The following is a 22,427-nucleotide window of genomic DNA, read 5'->3' as shown; positions in this document are numbered from 1 at the left end:
ACCGACCTCTGCGAAGATGATTTCCTTGATGCGTTGCGCGGCCGAAAGTACTCAATGACCAAGCCCTCCATTCCAGTCGGCATCATCTGCTCGCAGCACGGGCCCTATCAGGCCATGGGACGCGAGATCCTGAAGAGCGCCATGATGGCGGTCGACGAAATCAACAATCAGGACGAATTCGACTTCGCGATATCGGCGCATGTCCGCGATCCCCGCGGAATCATTTCGGAGTACCACACGGTCTGCGACGACCTCATTCGCAACGTCGGCGTCGAGCATATCATCGGCTGCTACACCTCGGCCTCGCGCAAGCAGGTGCTGCCGATCGTCGAGCGTACCGACCGCCTGCTCTGGTATCCGGCGCGCTACGAGGGGTTCGAATGCTCCGACAATGTCATCTATGTAGGCGCCTCACCCAATCACAACGTACTGCCGCTGGTGCGTTACGTGCTCGATAATCTGTCGCGCGAGATCTTCTGTGTCGGCTCCAACTACGTCTGGACCTGGGAAACCAATCGCGTCACCCGCGAGCTGGTGACGGCGGCCAAAGGACGCATTCTCGCCGAACGCCTGCTCGAACTTGGTGAAAGCGCGGTCACGCACATCGTGGACGAGATCGTGCGGCGCCGGCCGCCGGTCGTCTTCAACACCTTGGTCGGCAGTTCGAGTTACGACTTCATCCGCGCCTTTCATGCGGCGACCGCCGCGGCTGGCCTCGAGATCCCGATGCTGAGCTGCAGCCTGTGCGAGCCCGAGCTCAAGATCGCGGGTCCCGCATCGGCCGGATGCATCACATCGTCGGCCTATTTCGAGAGCATTCGCCTGCCCGAGAACCGGGCCTTCGTGGCGCGCTGGAAGGCGCGCCACGGCGAGCACAGCAGCCCGTCCGTCGACGGGCAATCCGCCTATGTCGCGGTCTATCTGCTGGCCCGGGCGCTGCAGCGCGCGGGCACATCCGATATCGGCGAGGTGCGGCGCGCCGCGGCCGGCCATCGCTACAATTCGCCGCAAGGTCCGGTCTGGATCGACGGCAGCAACAACCACTGCGTCCTGACGCCGCGGCTGGCCGTCTCGAACGCCGAAGGACAGTTTGACATCTTCTGGGAAGCTGAAGCGCCGGTTAGACCGGATCCCTATCTGACGCAGCTCGACATCGCCGCCAGCCCGGCAAGGGATGGAACGTTGCCGAATGCGCCGCATTTGCGGGTTGTGAAATGAGCAAACCGTCTTCATTTTCGCTGCGGGGCCGCAAGGCGCTCGTCGCCATCAAGGATGAGCGCGATGCCTCGATCGTCAGGCGGCAGTTCGAGCGCCTCGGGATCGAGATCGTCATATGGGAGCCCGGTGCCAGTATCGACTGCCGTCCCGACGTGACGCTGATCGATGACGAGTTCCTGCCGCTCACCTCGCCGGCACAGCGGACGTCGCTTGGACGAAGCCCGGTCATCGCCCTGCTCGGCACCGAGACGCCAAGCCGTCTGAAGCTGGTGCTCGACCTCGATCCGGCGTCATTCCTGGTGAAGCCGCTGCGATCGGCCGGCATCTATGCCGCGCTCGTCCTGGCTTTCGAGCGAAGCGAGCGCACCAGCGAGCTCAAGCAGCAGGTGCTCAAGCTGGAGCAGCGGCTGCGATCCCGCCGCGTCGTGCTTGCCGCGGTCCTTCAGGTCATGCACAGCCATGCGCTGGCCGAGCCGGCGGCCTTTGCGCTGATCCGCCGCGCCGCCATGGAGCAGCGCAAGACGATCGAGGAACTCTCGGCGGAGATCACCGCAAAGGGCTCCCTGCCCCGGGCAACGGGCTAGAGCCGGTCGTCTATTTCTTCAGTTCCGCGTAGAGCTGCATCACCCGTTGCGGCAACACCTCGATGCGCGGCACCCGGAGCGCATAGCGCTCGCCGAAAATCCGATCGAGCTGGGGAAATCTGTGCTCACCGATGCCGAAGGCAAAGATATCGGTGCCGCGCCGCCGCAGCTGCTGCGCGGCCCGGCGGGCGTCCTCGACGAGATATTGCGCATCCGGCACGTCGACGTCGGACGGCTCGCCGTCGGTCAGAACCAGCAGCACTTTCCGGAACGCGCGTCGTTCCGCGAGGTAGCCCCCGGCATGGCGCAATGCCGCGCCCAGCCGGGTGGAATGGCTGCTACCAAGGCCGGCTAGACGCGCGCGAACCACGGCATCCATCGGCTCCGCAAAGCCCTTGATGCGCAGATAGCGCACGCGCTCGCGGCCGTCGGAGCTGAAACCATGCACCGCGATCGCATCATTGGCGGCCTCGACCGCCGCCGCCATGATCGCAGCCGCCTTGCGTTCGACGTCGAGGACCGTCCGGCCGCGGCGGTCACGGTCGGCGGTCGATTGCGACAGGTCCAAGAGCAGCAGGATGGCGAGATCGCGCGGTCCCGGCGCATCGCGCTGGTAGACCCTGGGCTCGCTGATATTGCCGGTGCGCCGCTCGATTGTCAGCGCGATCGCCGCGTCGATGTCGAGCGCGTCGCCGTCGCGCTGGCCCTTGTGTCTGATCCGGCGGCCGATCGACGCGTCGCGGGTCAACTCCGTGATCCAGCGCATCGCCTCGGCGTCCGTCGAGGAATCGAAGGGCTGCGCGGAAACGGCTGCATCGGCTTCCAGAATCGTGGTCCAGTCCGGCCGCTCGGTACGCGCCGCATAGTCCCATTCCGGGTAGGTCGCGACCGGAAACCCGTCCAGCAGCGTTACCGCGCTGGCCTTCGCGCGCAGCGTCTCGTCCGGCTTGGCGTTGTCGTCGGCCGGCTGACCACCCGCATCGTCGCGCCGCTCGATCCGGACGGAATCGACGGCAAGTTCGATCGTCTCGGCCGGACTGTCCCGCTGGTCGCCGAAATCCCACAGCGCCAGATTGTCGTCGCGATAGGCAGGTTCGACGACGTAGCTCTTGGCGTTGAACTGCAGCCGCATCTGCCCGATGTCGTTGCCGAGCAAACCACCGATCTCGCGGCTGATGGCGGGATCGGTCCAGCGGCCGGCGGCAGCGGCAAACAGCGTCCGCCCCTTGGTCACCCACGCATCCGGATCCTGATAATCGGGATCGATCAGCGCCCGCGCCAGCCGCATCATCAGTCCGGCTGCGGTTGCCTGGCCGGCTGGCGTCGCGCTGTGAAATGGCAGCCACAGCCGGCGCAGCCCCGGCATCCGGTGGAGCGCCAGCGCCTCGACCCGGGCATCCTCGATCAGCGAGACCAGCGCGATCTGCAGCGCCTTCAGTCGCCTCACCGGAAAGCGGGTGGTGGAATGCACCAGATGCGCGCCGGCATGCGCGACCGCCGCGAGATAGACGGCGTCGGCCGCCTCGCCCTCGAAGCCGGGAAAGGTCTGCGGAAGACCGACGAGGCCGGCGGCGAGTGAGGTCCGCCGCGGCACCGGCGTCGGTGCAACGGCAAGTTTGCGGAAACGCGGCTTTCTGTTCCACAACGCGATCGTGGTTGCAGCGAGGCGCTTCTCCAGCCGCGCGAAATCATCCCCGCTCCGACCGGCTGCGAACAGCTGCGCCGAAAGCTGATCGTCGAGCGCGAAATAGGCGCGGCGGCGCGATGCGCGACTGCCACTGGCGCGCAAGCCAGCGGAGACCCACGCCGCAAACTCCTCGCCGCCGGCATGCGTCAGAAACTGCCCCAGCCGGCCGATCGCGAGCCCCGCCGACTCCGGCCCGGTGGCTGCGAGTTCGTCGAGCGCGGCGAGAACCGCGGTGAGTTCTCCTGCACCCGCAAGCCGGGGCAGCACCTTGGACAATTCGGCCAGCAAGGCATGGGCGACGCGGCTTCCGGCACCGCAGCCGATGTCCCTGACCGCGCGGCCGATCGCGATCAGATCATCGGCCGATCGCTGCGCCGGCCATTGCTCCGATAGACGCAGAAAACCCTGCACCACGGCTTGACCGAGATTGGCCTCGAACAGGGCGTGCACGGCCTCGTCCCAGACCGCCAGGTGATCGAACCAACCAGTTCGCTGCAGAGCGGTACGCGCTGTCTGCACCGCCGCAGCTACATCGTCATGGCCGCGCAAGAGTGCCGCAAGCCGACGTCCGGACCGGAAGCTATCGAGCGAACTGATTTGCGCGACCGCCACCTGCAATCTTCCACTTACCCACAGGCCGAGATCACGTCGCGCAACGTGTTCCTGGTGTCCGCATCATCGGTCAGGGGAACGACGATCGTGGTCTCGCAGGCCTTTTCGAGGCTGATGCCGCATCCGATCAGTCGGCCGGCATTGACCAGCATCCGGGTCGAGGCACCTTCGTCGAGCCCCTGGCCTTTCAGGTTGCGGCTGTGCTGGGCGATCTTCACCAGGAGATCGGCGAGGTTCGGCTCGATACCGGCTTCGCGCGACACCACCTCGGTTTCGGCCGGCCGATCAGGATAGCCGAAATCCAGCGCCGCGAAGCGCTGCTTGGTGGATTCCTTGAGGTCCTTGATCGCGCTCTGGTAGCCCGGATTGTAGGAAATCACGAGCTGGAAGTCGGAATGGGCGTGGATCAATTCACCGCGCTTTTCCAGCGGCAGCACACGACGATCGTCGGTCAAGGGATGGATCACGACCGTCGTGTCCTGGCGCGCCTCGACGATCTCGTCGAGGTAACAGATCGCGCCAAGGCGCACCGCTGTGGTGAGCGGCCCGTCGCTCCACACCGTGCCCTCTGCGTCGAGCAGCCAGCGCCCCACCAGATCCGCCGCCGTCATGTCCTCGTGGCAGGCCACCGTGATCAGCGGGCGGCCGAGCCGCCACGCCATATATTCAATGAAGCGGGTCTTGCCGCAGCCGGTGGGCCCTTTCAGCATCACCGGCATGCGGTTGGCATAGGCCGCACCGAACAGTTCGACCTCATCCTTGAGCGGCCGGTAATACGGCTCTTCCCGGATGCGGTATTGATCAAGCAGCAAAGCGGGATTGGACAAGCTCACGCCTCCCATGATCGCGCAGGCAGCCGTTCGCAACCGGTCGATATCACGATGCGAGCAGCTCCTTGAGCTTGCTGTCGATGAAGGCGACATCGACCGGATTGGTCCCCGGCCCGCCGGCGAAGTGGCCCCAGATCGACGGTACCGGCACGAGCTTGGCGTTCGGCATGTTCTCGACCTCGAACGCGCTGTCCTCCGGCGGGAAATAGAGATCGGTCTGCCCCGGCATGACATAGGCCTTGGCCTTGATCGCCCGCAGCGCGGCCTTGAAGTCGCCGTTGTAGATTTCGTTGTCGCTGATGTCGCCGTGCTGCCAGGTCCACAGCATGGTCAGCAGGTTGTTGGGATCCTTGGGCAGGAAGAAGCCTTCCCAGAACGCCACCAGGAAATCCTCCAGCGACGAATAGCCCAGCGTCTTGATGTCGAGTTGCTCGCGATAGAAGGCCTGTGAAAAGCCCCAGCCGGCATAGACACGCGCGGCGGCGCGCAGGCCGCGGGCCGGCTTGTCGGTGTACCAGCCCTCCTTCCACGCAGCATCCGCGGTGAGTGCCGCCTTGACGCCTTCGAGAAACACGAAGTTGTGCCGCGAGCATTTGGCTGAGCCGCAGAACGGCGCCAGGAGATCCATCATATCGGGATAGAGCGCGCCCCAATGGAACGTCTGCAGCGCGCCCATCGACCAGCCGACCACCAGACGGATGTGCTTGATGCCGAATTTCTCGGTCACCAGCCGGTGCTGGGCGCGCACATTGTCATAGGCCGTCACCTGCGGAAAACGCGGTCCATTATACGGTTCCGGCGTGTTGCTCGGCGACGACGACAGCCCGTTGCCGAGCATGTTCGGGATGATGATGAAGTACTTTGCCGGGTCGAGCGCCCTGCCCGGTCCGATCAGCCATTCATTGTCGTAGTGCTGGCCGGAGTACCAGGTCGGATAGACGATGACGTTGTCCTTGGCTGCGTTGAGCTGGCCATAGGTCTTGTAGGCGAGCTTGCAGTCGCGAATGGTCGCGCCGCGCTGCAAGGTCAAATTGCCGAGATCATGGATCTGATAGTCGACGCTCATTGATGTACCCTTCTTGCTTGATCGAGCTGATCGCTTACGCCGGACGCGCCACCTTTTCAGTCGGAGACTCCACCCGTGCGATCGCACCGTACACGATGCCTGCGACCACCGCGGCGGAGATCGCAGTGGACAGTCCCGGCATCAGGTTTTCAACCGCAAAGGCAAACAGCGACCCGATGCCCCAGGCGATGAACGGCTTCGCACGCCAGTCGACGTCCGCACGCGCCTCGGCCCGTAGCAGATACTGATCGACCAGAATGATCGCACCGATCGGCGGCACGAGGATGCCGAGCAGCGACAGCCACTGTATGAAGAACGCCCAGACATTGCCGGCAGCAACCAGGATGCCGAGCGCGCCGAGCACCACCGCCATCAGCCGCATATTGGTCCCGAGGATGCGCGACCAGCCGGTGGCCGCGTTGTACAGGCAATGCGAGCAGACCGAGCCGAGATTGGCATAGAGGAAGATGAATGCGAGGATGCTGAGCCAGGTGAGCTGCTTGCCGTTCATGTAGCCGAACATGTTGTCGACACCGAACGGGTTGGCGTTCGGCACGGCGAGCGCCGCCGTCATCACGCCGCCGACCAGCATCGCGACCAGATTGGCGAACGGAAACGCGCTGAACGTGGCAAACAGCGAGGACCGCGTGCTCGGCGCCCAGCGATTGAAGTCCGCCGTCACCGTGCCTGCGTCGATGAACAGCGCGAGCACCACGGTAAGCCCGACGCCCATCGACATGCTGGCGACGCCATTGTTGCCGGCATAGCCGAAGATCGCCGCTGACGTCGTGGTCGAGGCGGCATCGGCCGCGACCCAAAGGCCGAGCACGACAAACAGCGGCACCGACGCCAGCCCGATCCAGTGCAGTCCCTTCACGCCGACGAAGGTGATCCCGATATAGAGCACGCCGGCAACGATGGTCATCGCCACATAGTTGAGGCCGTAGGTCGAGGAGATCAATGCGCCGGTGATGCCGGTCTGCACCGCATACCAGCCGAGCAGCAGGGTCGACAGCAGACCCGATGCCAGCACATAGCCCTTCTTTCCGAACACGATGCTCGCGATCAGCGCGAAGTTCATGCCTCGCCTCGTGCCGATCAGGCCGAGCGCGCCGACATAGGCGAACATGATCAGATTGCCGGCGATCATCGCCACCAGCGCATTCTTGAACCCCATGCCCAGCACCAACAGCGATCCGGTCATCGCGCCGGTGATGATCATCGGAAAGCCCAGCCACACCATCGTGACCGAGAAGGCGCTGCGCCGGGCGCTCATCGGCACCGGCTCGTGCTCGAATTCATGGCCGAGAAGGTCGTCGATCTGCCCTTCGGTCTGCTGAACCAGCCCGCTATTCGATTGACCGCTCATGATGTCCCCCTGTTTCCTCCGCGAGGAAATGTCCGCCGTTGCATCGAACCACGCCGGCGCGAAACATCGCGCCGGCGCCGATCATCGCTGTCACTCAACGATGTGCGACTTTCTGGTTCGGAATGCCCTCGATCGGGCATTCGTCGGTTCCGACGGTCGGACGGGTCATGGCCTCGACCATTTCCCGGGTGCCCTCGGGGTCCGTGATCCAGTTCTTGTAGAAGGTGTAGGGGCAGACCGCGTGCCCCCGATCGCCGTCGCCGGAGTTGATCAGGCCGGTATAGCCGCGGTGCATCAGCTTGAAGAGATGGTTCTGCGACTGCATGTTGCGGCGGGCGTCGCGGATCAGCGACACCGAGAGCTGCGCGTACTGGATGCCGTTCTCCTCCGTGCCGCACTCGCCGAGCGTCCTTCCGTCGAAACCGATGAGCGCGGAATGGCCGAAATAGGAATAGACGCCGTCGAAGCCAGAGGCGTTGGCGACCGCGACGTAGCAGTTGTTGGCCCAGGCCATCGACTTCGAGATCTGGATCTGCTGCTCCTTGGCCGGATACATGTAGCCCTGGCAGCGCACGATCAGCTCGGCACCGCGCATCGCGCAGTCACGCCAGATCTCCGGATAGTTGCCGTCGTCGCAGATGATCAGGCTGATCTTCAGCCCCTTCGGCCCGTCCGAGACGTAGGTGCAATCGCCGGGATACCAGCCCTCGATCGGTACCCACGGCATGATCTTGCGGTACTTCTGGACGATCTCGCCCTTGTCGTTCATCAGGATCAGGGTGTTGTACGGCGCCTTGTTGGGGTGCTCCTCATGGCGCTCGCCGGTCAGCGAGAACACGCCCCAGACCTTCGCCTTGCGGCAGGCGTCGGCGAAGATGCGAGTCTCCTCGCCCGGCACGGACGACGCCGTCTCGTACATCTCCTTGGAGTCGTACATGATGCCGTGGGTCGAGTATTCCGGGAAGATCACGAGGTCCATGCCCGGAAGGCCGAGTTTCATGCCCTCGACCATCTTGGCGATGTTGCGCGCGTTATCCAGCACCTCGGCCTTGGTGTGCAGGCGCGGCATCTTGTAGTTCACCACGGCAACGCCGACCGTGTCCTTGCTGCTCGATATGTCTCCATGCAACATGTCTCGACTCCCTTTCCTGAGCGATAATTCCCGCTACACGGCCATGTGCAGCTGGATGAGATCATCGGTGAGCTCACCGATCGCGCCCTTGGCGACGACGCGTCCCTTTTCGAGCAGCGCGAAGCGGTGAGACGCGCGCCGCGCGAACGCGACATTCTGTTCGACCAGCACGACCGTGATGCCGCGCTCGCGATTGAGACTGACGATCACGTCCTCGATCTGCTCGACGATGTTCGGCTGGATACCCTCGGTCGGCTCGTCCAGCAGGATGACCTTGGGCTTGGCCAGCAGCGCACGCGCGATCGCAAGCTGCTGCTGCTGGCCGCCGGAGAGATTGCCGCCATAGCGATTGAGAAAGTCCTTGAGTACCGGAAACAGCTCGAGCACCCACTCCTCGATGCCGTTGGCCGATTTCGCCGCGAAGGTTCCGAGCGTCAGGTTCTCCCGCACGGTGAAGCGCGGCAAAATCCCGCGGCCCTGCGGCACGTAGGCAATACCGGCCTTGGCGCGCTGATAGGTCCGCAGCGGCGAGATGTCGGCACCGTCGAGCGATAGCCGTCCGGTGCACCGGTCCATCAGGCCGAGGATGCTTCGCATCAGCGTGGTCTTGCCGACGCCGTTGCGGCCGAGCACCGAGAGGAATTCGCCATTGCCAACCATCAGGTTGATGCCCTGCAGGGCGCGGCTGTTGCCGTAGAAGGCGTCGACGTCGGTCAGCTCAAGCATGGCTGATGCCTCCCGATCCGAGATAGGCGCGGCGCACTTCCGGATGCGCCTCGACTTCTGCCGCGGTGCCCTCGGCCAGCATCTGGCCCATATGCATCACGGAGATGATGTCGCCGATCGCCTTGACGAAGCCCATGTCGTGCTCGACCACGATCAGCGTGTGCTTGCCCTTCAGCCGTGCGAACAGTTCGGCGGTCTTGCGGGTTTCCTGCGCCGTCATGCCCGCGGTAGGCTCGTCCATCAGGATCAGCTCGGCGTCCTGGGCGACCAGCATGCCGATCTCCAGCCACTGGGTCTGACCGTGCGACAGATAGGCGGCCGGCCGGTCGAGCTGCTCGGTGAGCCCGACCAGCTCGGCCAGACGCTCGACATGCTCGCGTCCTGAATTGCCGATGTTCCAGCGCAAATTGCCAAGCACGGAGGTGCGACGCGCCCGCGCCACTTCGAGGTTCTCGGAGACCGACAGCTCGCGGAACACGCTCGGCACCTGGAATTTGCGGCCGACGCCGGCGCGGGCGATTTCGTATTCCTCAAGATCCTGCAGCGCGGTGCCATCGAAGCTCACCGTGCCGGCGCTCGGCTTGACCTTGCCGCAGATGATGTCCAGCGCGGTGGTCTTGCCCGCGCCGTTCGGCCCGATCAGGCAGCGCAGCTCGCCCTTGCGCACGCTCATGTTGAGTGAATTGAGCGCCTTGAAACCGTTGAAGCTGACCGACACGTCGCGGAGATCGAGATGGGAGCTCATGTGCTGCCCTCCGTCTGGCCGACGCCTTGCGCCACCCCGCCCGCGGCCGCATGGCGGCGCTGCACGATCCAGCGCAGCACGACCTGCGCAAGGCCGGCGAGCCCCTTCGGCAAAAACAGCACCACGAGCACGAACAGCGCGCCCATCACCAGCGTCCAGGTTTCCAGGAACGCCGCTGACTCCGACAGCGCGCCCTGCATGCCCGCCACCAGCACTGCGCCAAGGAACGCACCGACCAGGCTCTGCCGGCCGCCGACCGCGCACCACACCACCACCGAAAGAGAGAGCTGCACGCCGAGGAAGGTCGGCGAGGCAAACTCCATCACCACCGTGTAGAGCATGCCGGCAAGGCCCGCGATCGCCGCCGACAGCGCGAACACGAAGATCTGGTAGAGCGCGACGTCGTAGCCGAAGTAGCGCACCCTGCTCTCATGGTCGCGGATCGCCTGCACGATCAGTCCGGCCTTGGTTCTCGTGAAGGCAAAGGCGACAAGCAGGCTGAGCAGGACACAGCTGGCCACGAGATAATAGGTAGCCCGGCCATAGGCATCGAACGCGACGCCGAAGATCTCGAGCTGGGCGAGATCGGTGATGCCGTTGAAGCCGCCGGTGTAGCTCTGCTGGTCGATGATCACGAGATTGATCACCACCATGGTGGCGAGCGTGATGATCGAGACATAGACGCCGGTGACGCGGCCCCGGAACATGAACCAGCCGAGCGCCGCCGCAACCAGCGCCGGCACGATCAGGCCCGCGGCGATCGCGAAGGTCAGCGAGCGGAACGGCTCCCAGAACCACGGCAAATGCGGGACATTATTCCAGACCATGAAGTCCGGCAGTCCGCTCGCTCCGGTATGCACCGGCACGGTCTTGAGCTTGAGCGCCATTGCCATGGCGTAGGAGCCGAGCCCGAAGCTCATCGCCTGGCCGAGATTCAGGATGCCGCCGAATCCCCAGGACAGCCCGAGCGACACCGTGAGGATGCCCAGCACCAGATAACGCGCGACCTTGTTGAGCAGGAAGTCGTTGTTGAGCAGCACCGGCAGCGCGAACACCACGGCAGAGACAATGAGCAACGGTGCAAGCTGCGCGATCAGGCGCTGCAATCCGCCGGAGTTAGGAACATGCGACGGCATAGATGAGCGATCTGTCTCAGGCCCGCACGCGTGCGGTGAAAAGCCCCTCGGGGCGGAAACGGATGAGCGCGACGATGGCGAGCAGCACGATTGCCTTGGCCACCGTGTCGTTCTGCAGGAAGGCAATGCCGCCGGAGAGCTCGCCGAGGATGAAGGCGCTCGCCACGGTGCCGGCGAGGCTCTGCACGCCGCCGAGCACCACCACCATGAAGGCATCGACCACATAGCCGGTGCCCATATCGGGCGACACGCTCTTCAGCGGCGACACCAGCGCGCCAGCCAGTCCCGCAAGGCCCGCACCGTAGGCGAAGGTCAGCGCATAGACCCGTTTGGCGTTGATGCCGAACGAGGCAGCGACGGAACGGTCCTGGATGATCGCGCGTAGCTTCATTCCGACCGTGGTGCGGTTCATCAGCAACCAGGTCGCCACGAACAGTGCGATCGACACCACGAACAGGAACACCCGATAGGACGATACCGAGATGCCGAACACGTCCATGCTGTCGGACAGCGCCGGCGGCAGCTGCACGTAGCGCAGTTCGCTGCCGACCATCAGCCGCACCGCCTGCTGCAGCATAATGCCGACGCCCCAGGTCGCAAGGATCGTGTCCAGCGGCCGGTTGTTGAGCAGGCTCAGGACGTAACGCTCAATGACCCAGCCGAACGCGGCGACCACGAAGAAGATCGGCACCAGGCTCGCGAGCAGGCCGAGCCCGAGATAGGTATGGAACACCCAGGCCGCGTAAGCGCCCAGCATCACGAACTCGCCATGGGCGAGATTGATGATGCCCATCGAGCCGTAGATGATCGACAGGCCCAGCGCGACCAGCAGCAGGATCGATCCGATGCTGAGGCCGGTGACGATTTGTTCGATGAATTGGTCCACGTCGGGATCCGCTTTCGATGTTCGCGTTGTGCGCCCTGCCCCTCGCCCCCGTTCGTGCGAGAGGCAGCATTCGTTTCGGGACGCTGGCCGCCGGCGCCGCACGCCGACGGCCTTCGTCAGCCCCCGTCGTCAGCTCTTCTCGACCAAGCCCTTCTCGGTGCATGACTGTCCGGGATAGGCCGCGTAAGGCACCGGCTTCAGCCACTCCTTGGCCTCGACGAGAATCTCGAACTGTCCGTTCGACTTCGCCTGCGCGATCTTGGGCCACAGCCAGGTGTGCAGGTTCTCCGGCTCGATCCGGACCTTGCCCTGCGGTGCAATCACTTCCTGGCCCTTGACCGCGTCGCGGATGTTCGGCGGCGTGAGATCGCTGGTCGCGAGCTTCTCGACCGCCTGCTTGAACAGGTAGGTCTGGAAGTAGCAGGCCTCCGACACGAAATGCGTCACCTTGTCGGCGCCCCAACGCTTCTTGTAAGCCTCGACGAACTTCTCGTTCTCCGGCGACTTGTGCACCATGAAGTAAGGCGCCGAGGTGAAGTGACCGGCGGCCGCCTCGCCGCCCATCGCAGCGACTTCGTTCTCGGAGGTCGTGAGACTCGCCATCGGCATCTTCTCGGGATCGAGGCCGGCCGCCTTGTACTGACGATGCAGCGCGACCACGGAATCGCCGACCACGGTGGAAAAGATCACGTTCGGCTGAGTCGAGCGGATCTTGTTGATGACGGAAGAGAATTCGGAATGGCCGAGCGGCACATATTCTTCCGCCACGACCTCGCCGCCGAGTTTCTCAAGCAGCTTCTTGCAGTAGTTGTTCTCTTCCTTCGGATAGATGTAGTTGGAGCCGATCAGGTAGAACTTCTTGCCGAACTTCTTGACCAGCCAGGGCACGAACTCGTCCTGCTGCTGGTTCGGCACCGCGCCGGTGTAGATGACGTTCTTCGAGCACTCCCGGCCTTCATAGAGCGTCGGATACCAATAGAGATTGTTCTGCCGCTCGAACACCGGGAGCACCGCCTTGCGGCTTGCCGAGGTGTAGGAACCGAACACACTGACGCACTTATCGCCGACGACGAGCTTGCGAGCCTTCTCCGAGAAGGTCGCCGGATCGGACGCGGGGTCCTCGACGATCGGGACGATCTTGCTGCCCTTGATGCCGCCTGCGGCGTTGATCTCCTCGATGGCGAGCAGCGTCGCCTTGTTGAGCGATTCCTCGATGATCGCGGTCGTTCCCGTCAGCGAGAACAGCACGCCGACCTTGATCTCGCCGCCGGCGGCGTAAGCGAGGTCGGCGTTCTTGATCCAGATGTGCGGCAGTCCGGCGCCGGCAAACGCGCCCAGCGCCGCGGTATTCCTCAGCAAAGTCCGCCGTGAAATGCTCATCCCTAGCTCCCTTCAGGACTGAAAAAACAAAAAGCCCTCCCGATGCGCGCTTACGCGAGCATTGGGAGGGCTTTGTTGCCGGTTGTGTCGAAGGCGGCGCTGTCGCCGCCAGCCCCGCTATTGGGGCTTACTGTTGATGATCGTAGCCAAGCAGTTCGAACGAGTCAACAATCGCCGCGGCGACTGCACTTGCCGACACGCGACGATCCATCGCCTGTCGTCTGATGAAGCCATAGGCTTCGGTTTCCGGCATCTGCCGCGTCGCCATCAGGATCGCCTTGGCGCGCTCCACCGTGCGCATCGAGCGCAGATTGTCATCGAGCTTTTCGATCTTGCTGCGAAGCCGCCGTTCATAACCAAATTGACTGCGCGCCAGCACGAGACTGGACAGCACGGCATTCTGCGTGAACGGCCGCGGCAGCACGGCGTTCGGCGTCGCATGACACAGCGCATCGGCGTGAACGGTTTCCGTCGCCGGCAGGATCACAACCAGCGCCGAGCGCGCGTCGCCGGGAATCCATGGCAGGCGCCGCGCCAGGTCAGGGGAATATTCGCAGTACACCACGTCGGCATCGGCGGGCACGCTCTCCGGCATCGGCCAGACCTGCCGCACCCGCATCCGGAACCGCTGCAACTCGCGCAGCAACATGCCGACCTGATCGTCGACCGGCGCGACCACCACCGCCGACAGATCGGCAAGTTCCTGAACCATGGTCTTGCGTCCGCCGACGTCTCGGCTCAGCGACGGCTTACGCGACATTTCGTTCATTGGACGCTTCCTGTTTGCGTTGCACGACCATATCCGATCAGGAACGGATCCGCATGCACCGGCTCCTTCGACTGGCTGACGACATCGAACTGCCCCTGGCGGTTGGCGCGCCCGATGCGGGTCCAGAGGTCGGTATGACCCGACATCGGGTTGACGGTGACGGCACCTTGCGGTGCATCAAAGCTGGTGCCGAACACCATCGAGCGGAGAACTTCGGTGTCGAGTGAATTGACCTGCTCGAGCGCCTTCGCGAACAGATGCAGCTGGAAATAGGATGCTTCGGCGCACATGTTGGTTGAGATATCGGCGCCGAACCGCTTCTTGAAGCGCTGCACAAACGCATTATTAGCGCTGCCCTCGACGCCCTGGAAATACGATGCGGCCGTGACGTGTCCCTCGCCGACGTCGAAGCCCATGGCGGCAATTTCCGCTTCCGTCGTGGTCAGGCTGGCGATCGGCACCTGCTTTGGATCGAGCCCGACATTCGCATAGGCCTGATAAAGGAACACCGTGCCCTCGCCAACGACGGTCGAGAAGATCACGTCGGGCCTGACACGCTTGATATCCTGGATGATCGGCACAAAATCCTGCCAGCGCGCGTAAACATTGACATAGCGCTCGCCGACCACCGAGCCGCCGTTGCTCTTGAGCAGCTCCCGCATCACCCGGTTGGACTCGCGCGGATAGATGTAGTCCGACCCCACGAAATAGAACCGCGTTCCGAACGTATCCATCAAATAGCGGCACAGCGCGAGGCTGTTCTGGTTCGGCGAGGCGCCGGTGTAGATGACGTTGGGCGACGCCTCGAACCCTTCGTAAAGCGTCGGATACCAGAGCAGACCGTTCAGCCGTTCGACCACCGGCAGCACCGCCTTGCGGCTCGACGAGGTGTAGCAGCCGAAGATCGTGCTGACCTGATCCTCGATCATCAGCCGCTTGGCGTAATGACCATAGGCGGCCGAGTCCGATCCGGGGTCATAAGCAACGGGAACCAGCTCGCGGCCGCAGACGCCGCCCGCTTCATTCACCTCTTCGATCGCGAGTTGCGTGCCCTGATACTGGGTCTCCTCGATGACCGACATGAAGCCGGTTCGCGAGAACAGCACTCCTATCCGCCACGGAGCGGATGTCGTTTGGGTAAGGTTCGACATGATCAGGCCCTCGACAGAATTGGAGGGACGAGAGGGATTATTGTTCTTGTTGCTCTCGAACAGCATTGCCGGCTGCGGAAGATTGCATGCCATCTGCCGCGAGACAAGGACCCTGGCCGCTCATCCTGTCAGCGAAGCTGACGCGAAAGCAGGCAGACTAATGTGTCACCCGCGACGGGTCACAGGCGCAGCGCTCCACGGACCACCTATCTCCGGTAGCTGCACCGCCGATTTCCCGTATCAAGGCATGTCCGGCCGGTCACCTCACGTACATCAACCGGAAGGTTGAGAGCTGCAACGGGATTGCTCGTTAACCTGCGCCCCGGTCGGGAGATGCCGCAACTCCCGATCGAGGAGGTCCCATCAGCGCAGGCTAGGCAGATCGAGCCGGTTGGCGCGCGCGCATTCGACCGCCGTGTCATAGCCGGCGTCGGCGTGGCGCATCACGCCTGTCGCCGGGTCGTTCCATAGCACACGCTCGAGCCGGCGCGCGGCCTCCGGCGTGCCGTCAGCGACGATCACCATGCCGGCGTGCTGCGAATAGCCGATGCCGACGCCGCCGCCGTGATGCAGCGACACCCAGGTGGCGCCGCTCGCGCAGTTGAGCAGTGCATTGAGCAGCGGCCAGTCGGACACCGCGTCGGAGCCGTCGCGCATCGCCTCGGTCTCGCGGTTCGGGCTCGCCACCGAGCCGCTGTCGAGATGATCGCGGCCGATCACGATCGGCGCCTTGAGCTCGCCGCGCGCCACCATCTCGTTGAAGGCAAGGCCAAGCCGATGGCGGTCGCCGAGCCCGACCCAGCAAATTCGCGCAGGCAGTCCCTGAAACTTGATGCGCGCCTTGGCCATGTCGAGCCAGTTGTGCAGGTGGCTGTCGTTGGGCATCAGCTCCTTGACCTTGGCATCGGTCTTGAAGATGTCCTCGGGATCGCCCGACAGCGCCGCCCAGCGGAACGGCCCGACGCCGCGGCAGAACAGCGGACGGATATAGGCCGGAACGAAGCCTGGAAAATCGAACGCCTGCTTCAGGCCCATGTCCTTGGCCATCTGGCGGATGTTGTTGCCGTAATCGAGCGTCGGGATTCCCTGCGCGTGAAAATCCAGCATGGCCTGGACGTGATCGACCATCGAGGTCTTGGCTGCCGTCTCAACGGCCTTCGGGTCGCCCGCGCGTTTGGTTTCCCAATCGGCGAGTGTCCATCCCTTCGGCAAATAACCGTTGATCGGATCATGCGCGCTGGTCTGGTCGGTGACGATGTCCGGGCGCACGCCGCGGTGCACCAGTTCGGGAAAGATCTCGGCCGCATTGCCGAGCAGGCCGACCGACACCGGCTTCTGGCTCTTGACCGCCTCAGCAATGATCGCGAGCGCGTCATCGAGCGTCGCCGCCTGGCGGTCGAGGTAGCCCGTCCGCAGCCGCATCTCGATGCGGCTCGGCTGGCATTCGACCGCGAGCATCGAGGCGCCGGCCATCGTCGCGGCCAGCGGCTGGGCACCGCCCATGCCGCCGAGGCCCGCCGTCAGGATCCATTTGCCGGCGAGACTGCCGCCATAATGCCGGCGGCCGACCTCGACGAACGTCTCATAGGTCCCCTGCACGATGCCCTGGCTGCCGATATAGATCCATGAGCCTGCCGTCATCTGGCCGAACATCATCAGGCCCTGCCGGTCGAGCTCGTTGAAATGATCGAGCGTTGCCCAATGCGGCACCAGGTTGGAATTCGCGATCAGTACGCGCGGCGCGTCGGCATGGGTCCGGAAAATGCCGACCGGCTTGCCGGACTGCACCAGCAGGGTCTGGTCGCCTTCGAGCTTGCGCAAGGACGCGGCAATCCGATCAAAGCTCTCCCAGTCGCGCGCCGCACGGCCGATGCCGCCATAAACCACGAGCTCGCTCGGGCGCTCGGCGACATCAGGGTCCAGATTGTTCATCAGCATGCGCAGCGGTGCTTCCGTCAGCCAGCTCTTGGCGCTGATGTCGGTGCCGCGGGGAGCACGGATGATGCGTTCGTTATCCAGTCGGCGGTTCATGACGGATGTTCCTGCTAAGCAAGTCTTCTAAGTCAGTCTTGGAAATGGATCGGTCGGAAGTACCGCGATCGCAGCGGCGGGCAGCGCGTCGGCTTCGATCAGAGCGGCCGCCCTGGCGAGATCGTCAGCCATGTAGCGGTCGGCGGCGAGCGCCGGAACCTGCTCTCGGAGCGCGGCAATGACCGCAGCGAGCGGCGCGCTCGTTGAATGCGGCGCGCGCAGCGTGATGCCCTGCGCGGCGACCAGCAGTTCGATGCCGAGGATGGCGGCGAGATTGTCAGCCATATCGGACAGCCGGCGCGCAGCATGCGCGGCCATCGAGACGTGATCTTCCTGGTTGGCGCTGGTCGGCGTCGAATCGATCGAGCACGGCATCGCACGCTGCTTGTTCTCGGCATAGAGCGCCGCCGCCGTCACCTCGGCGATCATGAAGCCGGAATTGATGCCGGGTTCGGGCGTCAGGAACGGCGGCAGGCCGAAGTTCAGGGCGGGATCGACGAGGGTCGCGATCCGGCGCTCGCTGGTCGCCCCGATCTCCGAAAGCGCCAGCGCGATCTGGTCGGCGGCGAACGCCACCGGCTCGGCGTGGAAATTGCCGCCTGACACGATCTCGCCGGTCTCGACCAGGACCAGCGGGTTATCCGTCACGGCATTGGCCTCGATGGTCAGCCCGCGCGCGGCCTGCGCGAGCAGGTCGAGCACAGCACCCGCGACCTGCGGCTGGCAGCGCAGGCAATAGGGATCCTGCACGCGCTCGTCGCCCTCGAGATGCGATTGCCTGATATCGCTGCCGTCAAGCAGCGCGGTCAGGGCGGCGGCCGCAGCGATCTGCCCGTCATGGCCACGCAAAGATTGAATCTCGGGACGAAACGGCACCGTCGACGCCATCGCCGCATCGACCGACAGCGCACCGGTCACCAGCGCGGCGCACGCCAGGCGATGCGCACGCAGCAGACCGGAGATGGCGTAGGCGGAGGAAAACTGCGTGCCGTTGATCAGCGCGAGCCCGTCCTTCGGGCCGAGCGTCAACGGCGCGAGGCCGGCAACCGCAAGCGCTTCGCGACCCGGCACGACTTTGCCATCAAGGATTGCCTGTCCCTCCCCGATCATGACCGCGGTCATGTGAGCGAGCGGCGCGAGATCGCCGGAGGCACCGACCGAGCCCTGCTGCGGCACCAGCGGATAAACGCCGCGCGCCAGCATGCCCTGCAACTGCTCGATCACCTCGCGGCGCACGCCGGATGCGCCGCGACCGAGCGAAATCACTTTCAACGCCATCATCAAACGCACGATCGGCTCGGGCGTGTTCGGACCGACTCCACAGCAGTGCGACAAGATGAGGTTGCGCTGAAGCAGCGCGGTTTGATCGGGCGCAATGCGCGTCGATGCCAGCTTCCCGAAACCGGTATTGATGCCGTAGACGGGAACGTCGATATGCGCCGCCTTCGCCACGATCTCCGCGGCCGCCTCGACGCGCGGCCAGCACGATAGATCGAGCCTGATGGGCGCGCCCGCGAGCACGCGCACCAGGACGTCGAGGCCGACGGTTCCGGGCGTCACGACGACAGGCGCATCCCGATCGCTCATTGCCCCCTCCACACCCGGCTGTGCAGCGGGTTGAAGCCGATGCGGTAGACCAGTTCGGCCGGACGCTCGATGTCCCAGATCGCCAGATCGCACCACTTGCCGGCCTCCAACGTGCCGGTCTCGGCGAGCATGCCGAGCGCGCGCGCCCCTTCCCGCGTCACCCCTGTGAGGCATTCGGCGACCGTCATCCGGAACAGCGTTGCGCCCATGTTCATCGCCAGCAGGAGCGAGGTGAGCGGCGAGCTGCCAGGATTGCAATCGGTCGCCAGCGCCATGTTCACACCGTGGCTACGGAACAGCTCGACCGGCGGCTTGTGCGTTTCACGAATGAAATAGAACGCGCCGGGCAGCAGGACCGCGACGGTGCCGGCCTTCGCCATCGCCACCGCGCCGGCTTCGTCGGTGTGCTCGAGATGATCGGCCGAGAGCGCCGAGAATTTCGCGGCCAGCGCCGCGCCGCCGAGATTGGACAGCTGATCCGCATGCAGCTTGACCGGCAGTCCGAGCGCACGCGCCGCCTCGAACACCCGCGCCGTCTGCTCTCCGGAAAACGCGATTCCCTCCATGAAGCCGTCGACGGCATCGGCGAGGCCGGCCTTGGCCACGGCCGGCAGCATCTCGTTGCAGACCAGATCGATGTAACCGTCCTTGTCGCCATTGGCCTCCAGCGGCAGCGCATGCGCTCCGAGGAAAGAGGTGCGGATCGCGACCTGCCGCAGGCGGGCGAGGCTGCGTGCCGCCGCAAGCTGTCGCATCTCGGTCTCGGCATTGAGGCCATAGCCGGACTTGATCTCGACGGTGGTTGCGCCCTCGCCGATCAGCGCGTCGAGCCGCGGCAGCGCGCCGGCGACGAGCTCCGCCTCGGTCGCCTTGCGCGTCGCCGCAACGGTCGAGACGATGCCGCCGCCGGCGCGCGCGATCTCCTCATAGCTCGCGCCCTTCAGGCGCAGCTCGAACTCGTGCGCGCGGTTGCCGCCGAAGACGAGATGGGTGTGGCAATCGACGAGCCCAGGCGTGATCCAGCGGCCGGCACAATCGATCCGATCAACGGCGTCCGCACCCACAGGAAAGTCCGACTGCACGCCGGCATAGACGATGCGGCCGTCGCGCGCCGCGATCAGGCCCCGCTCGATCTCGCCGAGATCAGTGCGGTCGCTGCGCATCGTGGCGAGCCGGGCGTTGTGCCAGATACGGTCGAAGCGCTCTGCCATGCGATCGTCCCCTCGAGGTGGGATGCTTGACTTATATGTCTAGACATATAATCGTGTCCGGGTTCTGTCCAGCCGGCGTGGAAAAATGACACGACTGCATTTCGCATTCGCGCTGCTGCCTTCGGGCTGGGCCAATGACGTGCAAGTCGTCGTTGTCGATGGCGCGATCGCCTCGGTGACGGCGGGCGTTGCGCCTGGCGCCGGCGACGAACGTCACCAAATGGCGGTTCCGGGATTGGCGAGCCTGCACAGCCACGCCTTTCAGCGCGGCATGGCCGGCCTTGCCGAACTGCGCGGCGACACGACCGATACGTTCTGGACCTGGCGTGAGACGATGTATCGCTTCACGCTGACCATGACGCCGGACGACGTCACAGCCGTCGCGACCCTGCTCTATGTCGAGATGCTCGAGCGCGGCTTTACCCGTGTCGGCGAGTTTCACTATCTGCATCATGATCGAGACGGCGCGCCCTACGCCAATCTCGCCGAGATGGCCATACGCATCGCAGAGGCCGCCGACGCCTCCGGCATCGGGCTCACGCTGCTGCCAAGTTTCTATGCTCACAGCACGTTCGGCGGCGCCGCACCGCATGCCGGGCAACGTCGCTTCATCTGCTCGGTCGATCAGTTCGCCGCGCTGATGGCCGCCTCGCGCGAGGCAATCCGAAAACTTCCCGGCGCCAACATCGGCATCGCTCCGCATAGCCTGCGCGCCGTGGCGCCGGATGAGCTGGCGGCGATCATCCCGCCTGCCGGGGCGGACCCGATCCACATCCACGCCGCCGAACAGGTGCGCGAGGTGGAGGATTGCCTTGCCTGGTCAGGACAGCGGCCGGTGCAATGGCTGCTCGAACATGCGCCCGTCGATCAGCGCTGGTGCCTCATTCACGCGACCCACATGACGGAGCAGGAAGTCAATGCACTCGCCGGCAGCGGCGCGGTTGCCGGCCTTTGCCCCGTCACCGAAGCAAGTCTCGGCGACGGCATCTTTTCGGCGCGAGAATTCCTCGCCGCGGGCGGCCGGTTCGGCATCGGCACCGATTCCAATGTGCTGGTCGGCGTCGCCGACGAGCTGCGCCAGCTCGAATACGGTCAGCGGCTGAAACACCGCGAGCGCAATGTACTCTCGGGGCGTCCCGGCACATCCACCGGCCGCGCCCTGTTCGACCAGGCGCTCGCTGGCGGCGCGCAGGCTCTGGCACGGACCAAGGCCGGGCTTGCGCCCGGCGCGCGCGCCGACATCGTCAGCCTCGACACCGCGCATCCGTCCCTCGCGGGACGGTCGGGCGATGCGGTTCTCGACGGCTGGCTGTTTGCAACCGGCAGCGACGCGATCGATTGCGTCTGGGCCGCCGGCGACAAGGTGGTGGCGGGCGGACGGCATCGGCTGCGCGACAAGGCGCGCGAGCAGTTCAATGCAAGCGTGCGGAGGCTCGTCGCATGAGCCTCGCCTCCGACCAGGCCAAGCCCGGCGCGGCGAACAAGCCGACACTCTACAAGCGCATCCGGCTCGACATCGAGACGCGGATCCTGACCGGCGAATGGCCGCCCGGGCATCGCATCCCGTTCGAGCACCAGCTGATGGCGCGCTATCGCTGCTCGCGCATGACGGTGAACAAGGCGTTGTCGGAACTGGCGCAGGCCGACCTGATCGAGCGGCGGCGCCGTGCCGGCACCTTCGTGCGCCGTCCGCAGCATCTGTCGGCGGTGCTCAAGATCGCCGACATCCGCGCCGAGATCACCGCGCTCGGCCGCAGCTACGGCTATCAGCTGATCGAATGCCGGCGCCGTACCGCGACATCGGCCGATCGCGCCCGGCTCGGCGTCAGCACGGCCGGCAAGATAGTCGCGATCGCCTGCCGGCACAGCGCCGACAATGTGCCGTTCGCCGTCGAGGACAGGCTGATCGATCTCTCCACGGTCCCGGAAGCTGCAACCGCGGACTTCGCCCGCGAACCGCCGGGGTCATGGCTGCTGCACCATGTGCCGTGGACCGAAGCCGAGCATACGATCAGCGCCGTCATCGCCGACGACCGCACGGCAAAGGCGCTCGACATCGCGGTCGGGGCGCCCTGCCTCGTGATCGACCGCTACACCTGGCGCAGCGCGCGCACGGTGACGGCGGTGCGGCTGCATTATCCAGGCGAGACGCATCGCCTGGTGGCTCGCTTCAAGGGAGGCTGAGGACAGCTTGCGCGGCATATTTCATGCAATGCATCATGGGCCATCGTCCGCCGACATGCTTCATGCGGCAATCCGCCGCGATCAGTGACGTGAAGACATCAACTGGGTTCAATCCATCGTTCA

Annotated in this window: 19 protein-coding genes; 4 read left to right on the top strand and 15 right to left on the bottom strand. The window is 64.8% G+C overall.

The window, feature by feature from the left end:
* Positions 1 to 54: 54 nt before the first annotated feature.
* Both ACVI1L_RS29075 and ACVI1L_RS29070 read left to right on the top strand, forming a co-directional pair.
* Positions 55 to 1,218, top strand: coding sequence for a transporter substrate-binding domain-containing protein (locus ACVI1L_RS29075; protein ID WP_057015928.1), 1,164 nt, complete (start codon positions 55 to 57; stop codon positions 1,216 to 1,218).
* Positions 1,215 to 1,802, top strand: coding sequence for an ANTAR domain-containing response regulator (locus tag ACVI1L_RS29070; protein WP_057015927.1), 588 nt, complete (start codon positions 1,215 to 1,217; stop codon positions 1,800 to 1,802). The genes ACVI1L_RS29075 and ACVI1L_RS29070 overlap by 4 nt, the downstream gene beginning before the upstream one ends.
* 10 nt (positions 1,803 to 1,812) lie before the next feature.
* On the opposite strand, the gene ACVI1L_RS29065 is transcribed toward ACVI1L_RS29070, so the two are convergent.
* The 15 genes from ACVI1L_RS29065 to hutI form a co-directional block, all read right to left on the bottom strand.
* A complete protein-coding gene (locus ACVI1L_RS29065; RefSeq protein WP_456784456.1) occupies positions 1,813 to 4,101 on the bottom strand; it encodes a VWA domain-containing protein in 2,289 nt (762 codons plus the stop codon).
* A 14-nt stretch (positions 4,102 to 4,115) separates the two neighbouring features.
* Positions 4,116 to 4,943 carry a CbbQ/NirQ/NorQ/GpvN family protein gene (locus tag ACVI1L_RS29060; protein WP_051002629.1) on the bottom strand — a complete coding sequence of 276 codons (828 nt, stop codon included), beginning with the start codon at positions 4,941 to 4,943 and terminating at the stop codon, positions 4,116 to 4,118.
* A 34-nt stretch (positions 4,944 to 4,977) separates the two neighbouring features.
* Positions 4,978 to 5,997 (bottom strand): alpha/beta fold hydrolase, encoded by a 1,020-nt coding sequence (locus tag ACVI1L_RS29055; protein ID WP_168857075.1) that lies wholly within the window; start codon positions 5,995 to 5,997, stop codon positions 4,978 to 4,980.
* Positions 5,998 to 6,031: 34 nt separating this feature from the next.
* Entirely contained in the window at positions 6,032 to 7,366 is a 1,335-nt protein-coding gene (locus ACVI1L_RS29050) for a purine-cytosine permease family protein (RefSeq protein ID WP_456784455.1), read from the bottom strand.
* Positions 7,367 to 7,460: 94 nt separating this feature from the next.
* Positions 7,461 to 8,498, bottom strand: a complete 1,038-nt coding sequence (locus ACVI1L_RS29045; protein WP_028331418.1) for an aliphatic amidase — start codon at positions 8,496 to 8,498, stop codon at positions 7,461 to 7,463.
* Positions 8,499 to 8,531: 33 nt separating this feature from the next.
* The gene (gene urtE / locus ACVI1L_RS29040; RefSeq protein WP_050386944.1) at positions 8,532 to 9,224 is read right to left on the bottom strand and encodes an urea ABC transporter ATP-binding subunit UrtE; all 693 of its coding nucleotides are present in this window, start codon (positions 9,222 to 9,224) and stop codon (positions 8,532 to 8,534) included.
* Positions 9,217 to 9,969: an urea ABC transporter ATP-binding protein UrtD gene (gene urtD / locus ACVI1L_RS29035; protein WP_057015922.1), complete on the bottom strand. Its 753-nt coding sequence runs from the start codon at positions 9,967 to 9,969 to the stop codon at positions 9,217 to 9,219. The genes urtE and urtD overlap by 8 nt, the downstream gene beginning before the upstream one ends.
* The gene (gene urtC, locus ACVI1L_RS29030; RefSeq protein WP_456784454.1) at positions 9,966 to 11,105 is read right to left on the bottom strand and encodes an urea ABC transporter permease subunit UrtC; all 1,140 of its coding nucleotides are present in this window, start codon (positions 11,103 to 11,105) and stop codon (positions 9,966 to 9,968) included. The genes urtD and urtC overlap by 4 nt, the downstream gene beginning before the upstream one ends.
* Positions 11,106 to 11,121: 16 nt before the next feature.
* Positions 11,122 to 11,991: an urea ABC transporter permease subunit UrtB gene (urtB, locus tag ACVI1L_RS29025; RefSeq protein ID WP_456784453.1), complete on the bottom strand. Its 870-nt coding sequence runs from the start codon at positions 11,989 to 11,991 to the stop codon at positions 11,122 to 11,124.
* 129 nt (positions 11,992 to 12,120) lie between these two features.
* Positions 12,121 to 13,371, bottom strand: a complete 1,251-nt coding sequence (locus ACVI1L_RS29020) for a transporter substrate-binding domain-containing protein (protein ID WP_057015919.1) — start codon at positions 13,369 to 13,371, stop codon at positions 12,121 to 12,123.
* A gap of 127 nt (positions 13,372 to 13,498) precedes the next feature.
* Complete coding sequence (locus ACVI1L_RS29015; protein ID WP_016845707.1) at positions 13,499 to 14,140, bottom strand: ANTAR domain-containing response regulator; 642 nt, start codon at positions 14,138 to 14,140, stop codon at positions 13,499 to 13,501.
* Positions 14,137 to 15,291: a transporter substrate-binding domain-containing protein gene (locus ACVI1L_RS29010; protein WP_028331424.1), complete on the bottom strand. Its 1,155-nt coding sequence runs from the start codon at positions 15,289 to 15,291 to the stop codon at positions 14,137 to 14,139. Before ACVI1L_RS29010 ends, ACVI1L_RS29015 begins: the two co-directional genes overlap by 4 nt.
* Before the next feature lie 363 nt (positions 15,292 to 15,654).
* Complete coding sequence (gene hutU, locus ACVI1L_RS29005; protein ID WP_253587282.1) at positions 15,655 to 17,322, bottom strand: urocanate hydratase; 1,668 nt, start codon at positions 17,320 to 17,322, stop codon at positions 15,655 to 15,657.
* A gap of 27 nt (positions 17,323 to 17,349) precedes the next feature.
* Positions 17,350 to 18,909: a histidine ammonia-lyase gene (gene hutH, locus ACVI1L_RS29000; RefSeq protein WP_456784452.1), complete on the bottom strand. Its 1,560-nt coding sequence runs from the start codon at positions 18,907 to 18,909 to the stop codon at positions 17,350 to 17,352.
* Positions 18,906 to 20,120, bottom strand: a complete 1,215-nt coding sequence (gene hutI, locus ACVI1L_RS28995) for an imidazolonepropionase (RefSeq protein WP_456784451.1) — start codon at positions 20,118 to 20,120, stop codon at positions 18,906 to 18,908. Before hutI ends, hutH begins: the two co-directional genes overlap by 4 nt.
* A gap of 85 nt (positions 20,121 to 20,205) precedes the next feature.
* Between hutI and ACVI1L_RS28990 the strand changes: the two genes are divergently transcribed.
* Positions 20,206 to 21,564: a formimidoylglutamate deiminase gene (locus ACVI1L_RS28990; RefSeq protein ID WP_456784450.1), complete on the top strand. Its 1,359-nt coding sequence runs from the start codon at positions 20,206 to 20,208 to the stop codon at positions 21,562 to 21,564.
* The gene (hutC, locus tag ACVI1L_RS28985; RefSeq protein WP_456784449.1) at positions 21,561 to 22,304 is read left to right on the top strand and encodes a histidine utilization repressor; all 744 of its coding nucleotides are present in this window, start codon (positions 21,561 to 21,563) and stop codon (positions 22,302 to 22,304) included. Before ACVI1L_RS28990 ends, hutC begins: the two co-directional genes overlap by 4 nt.
* The last annotated feature ends 123 nt before the right edge of the window (positions 22,305 to 22,427 follow it).

This window comes from Bradyrhizobium sp. USDA 4516, assembly GCF_054055915.1.
This window is presented reverse-complemented; position numbering and strand designations above follow the sequence as displayed.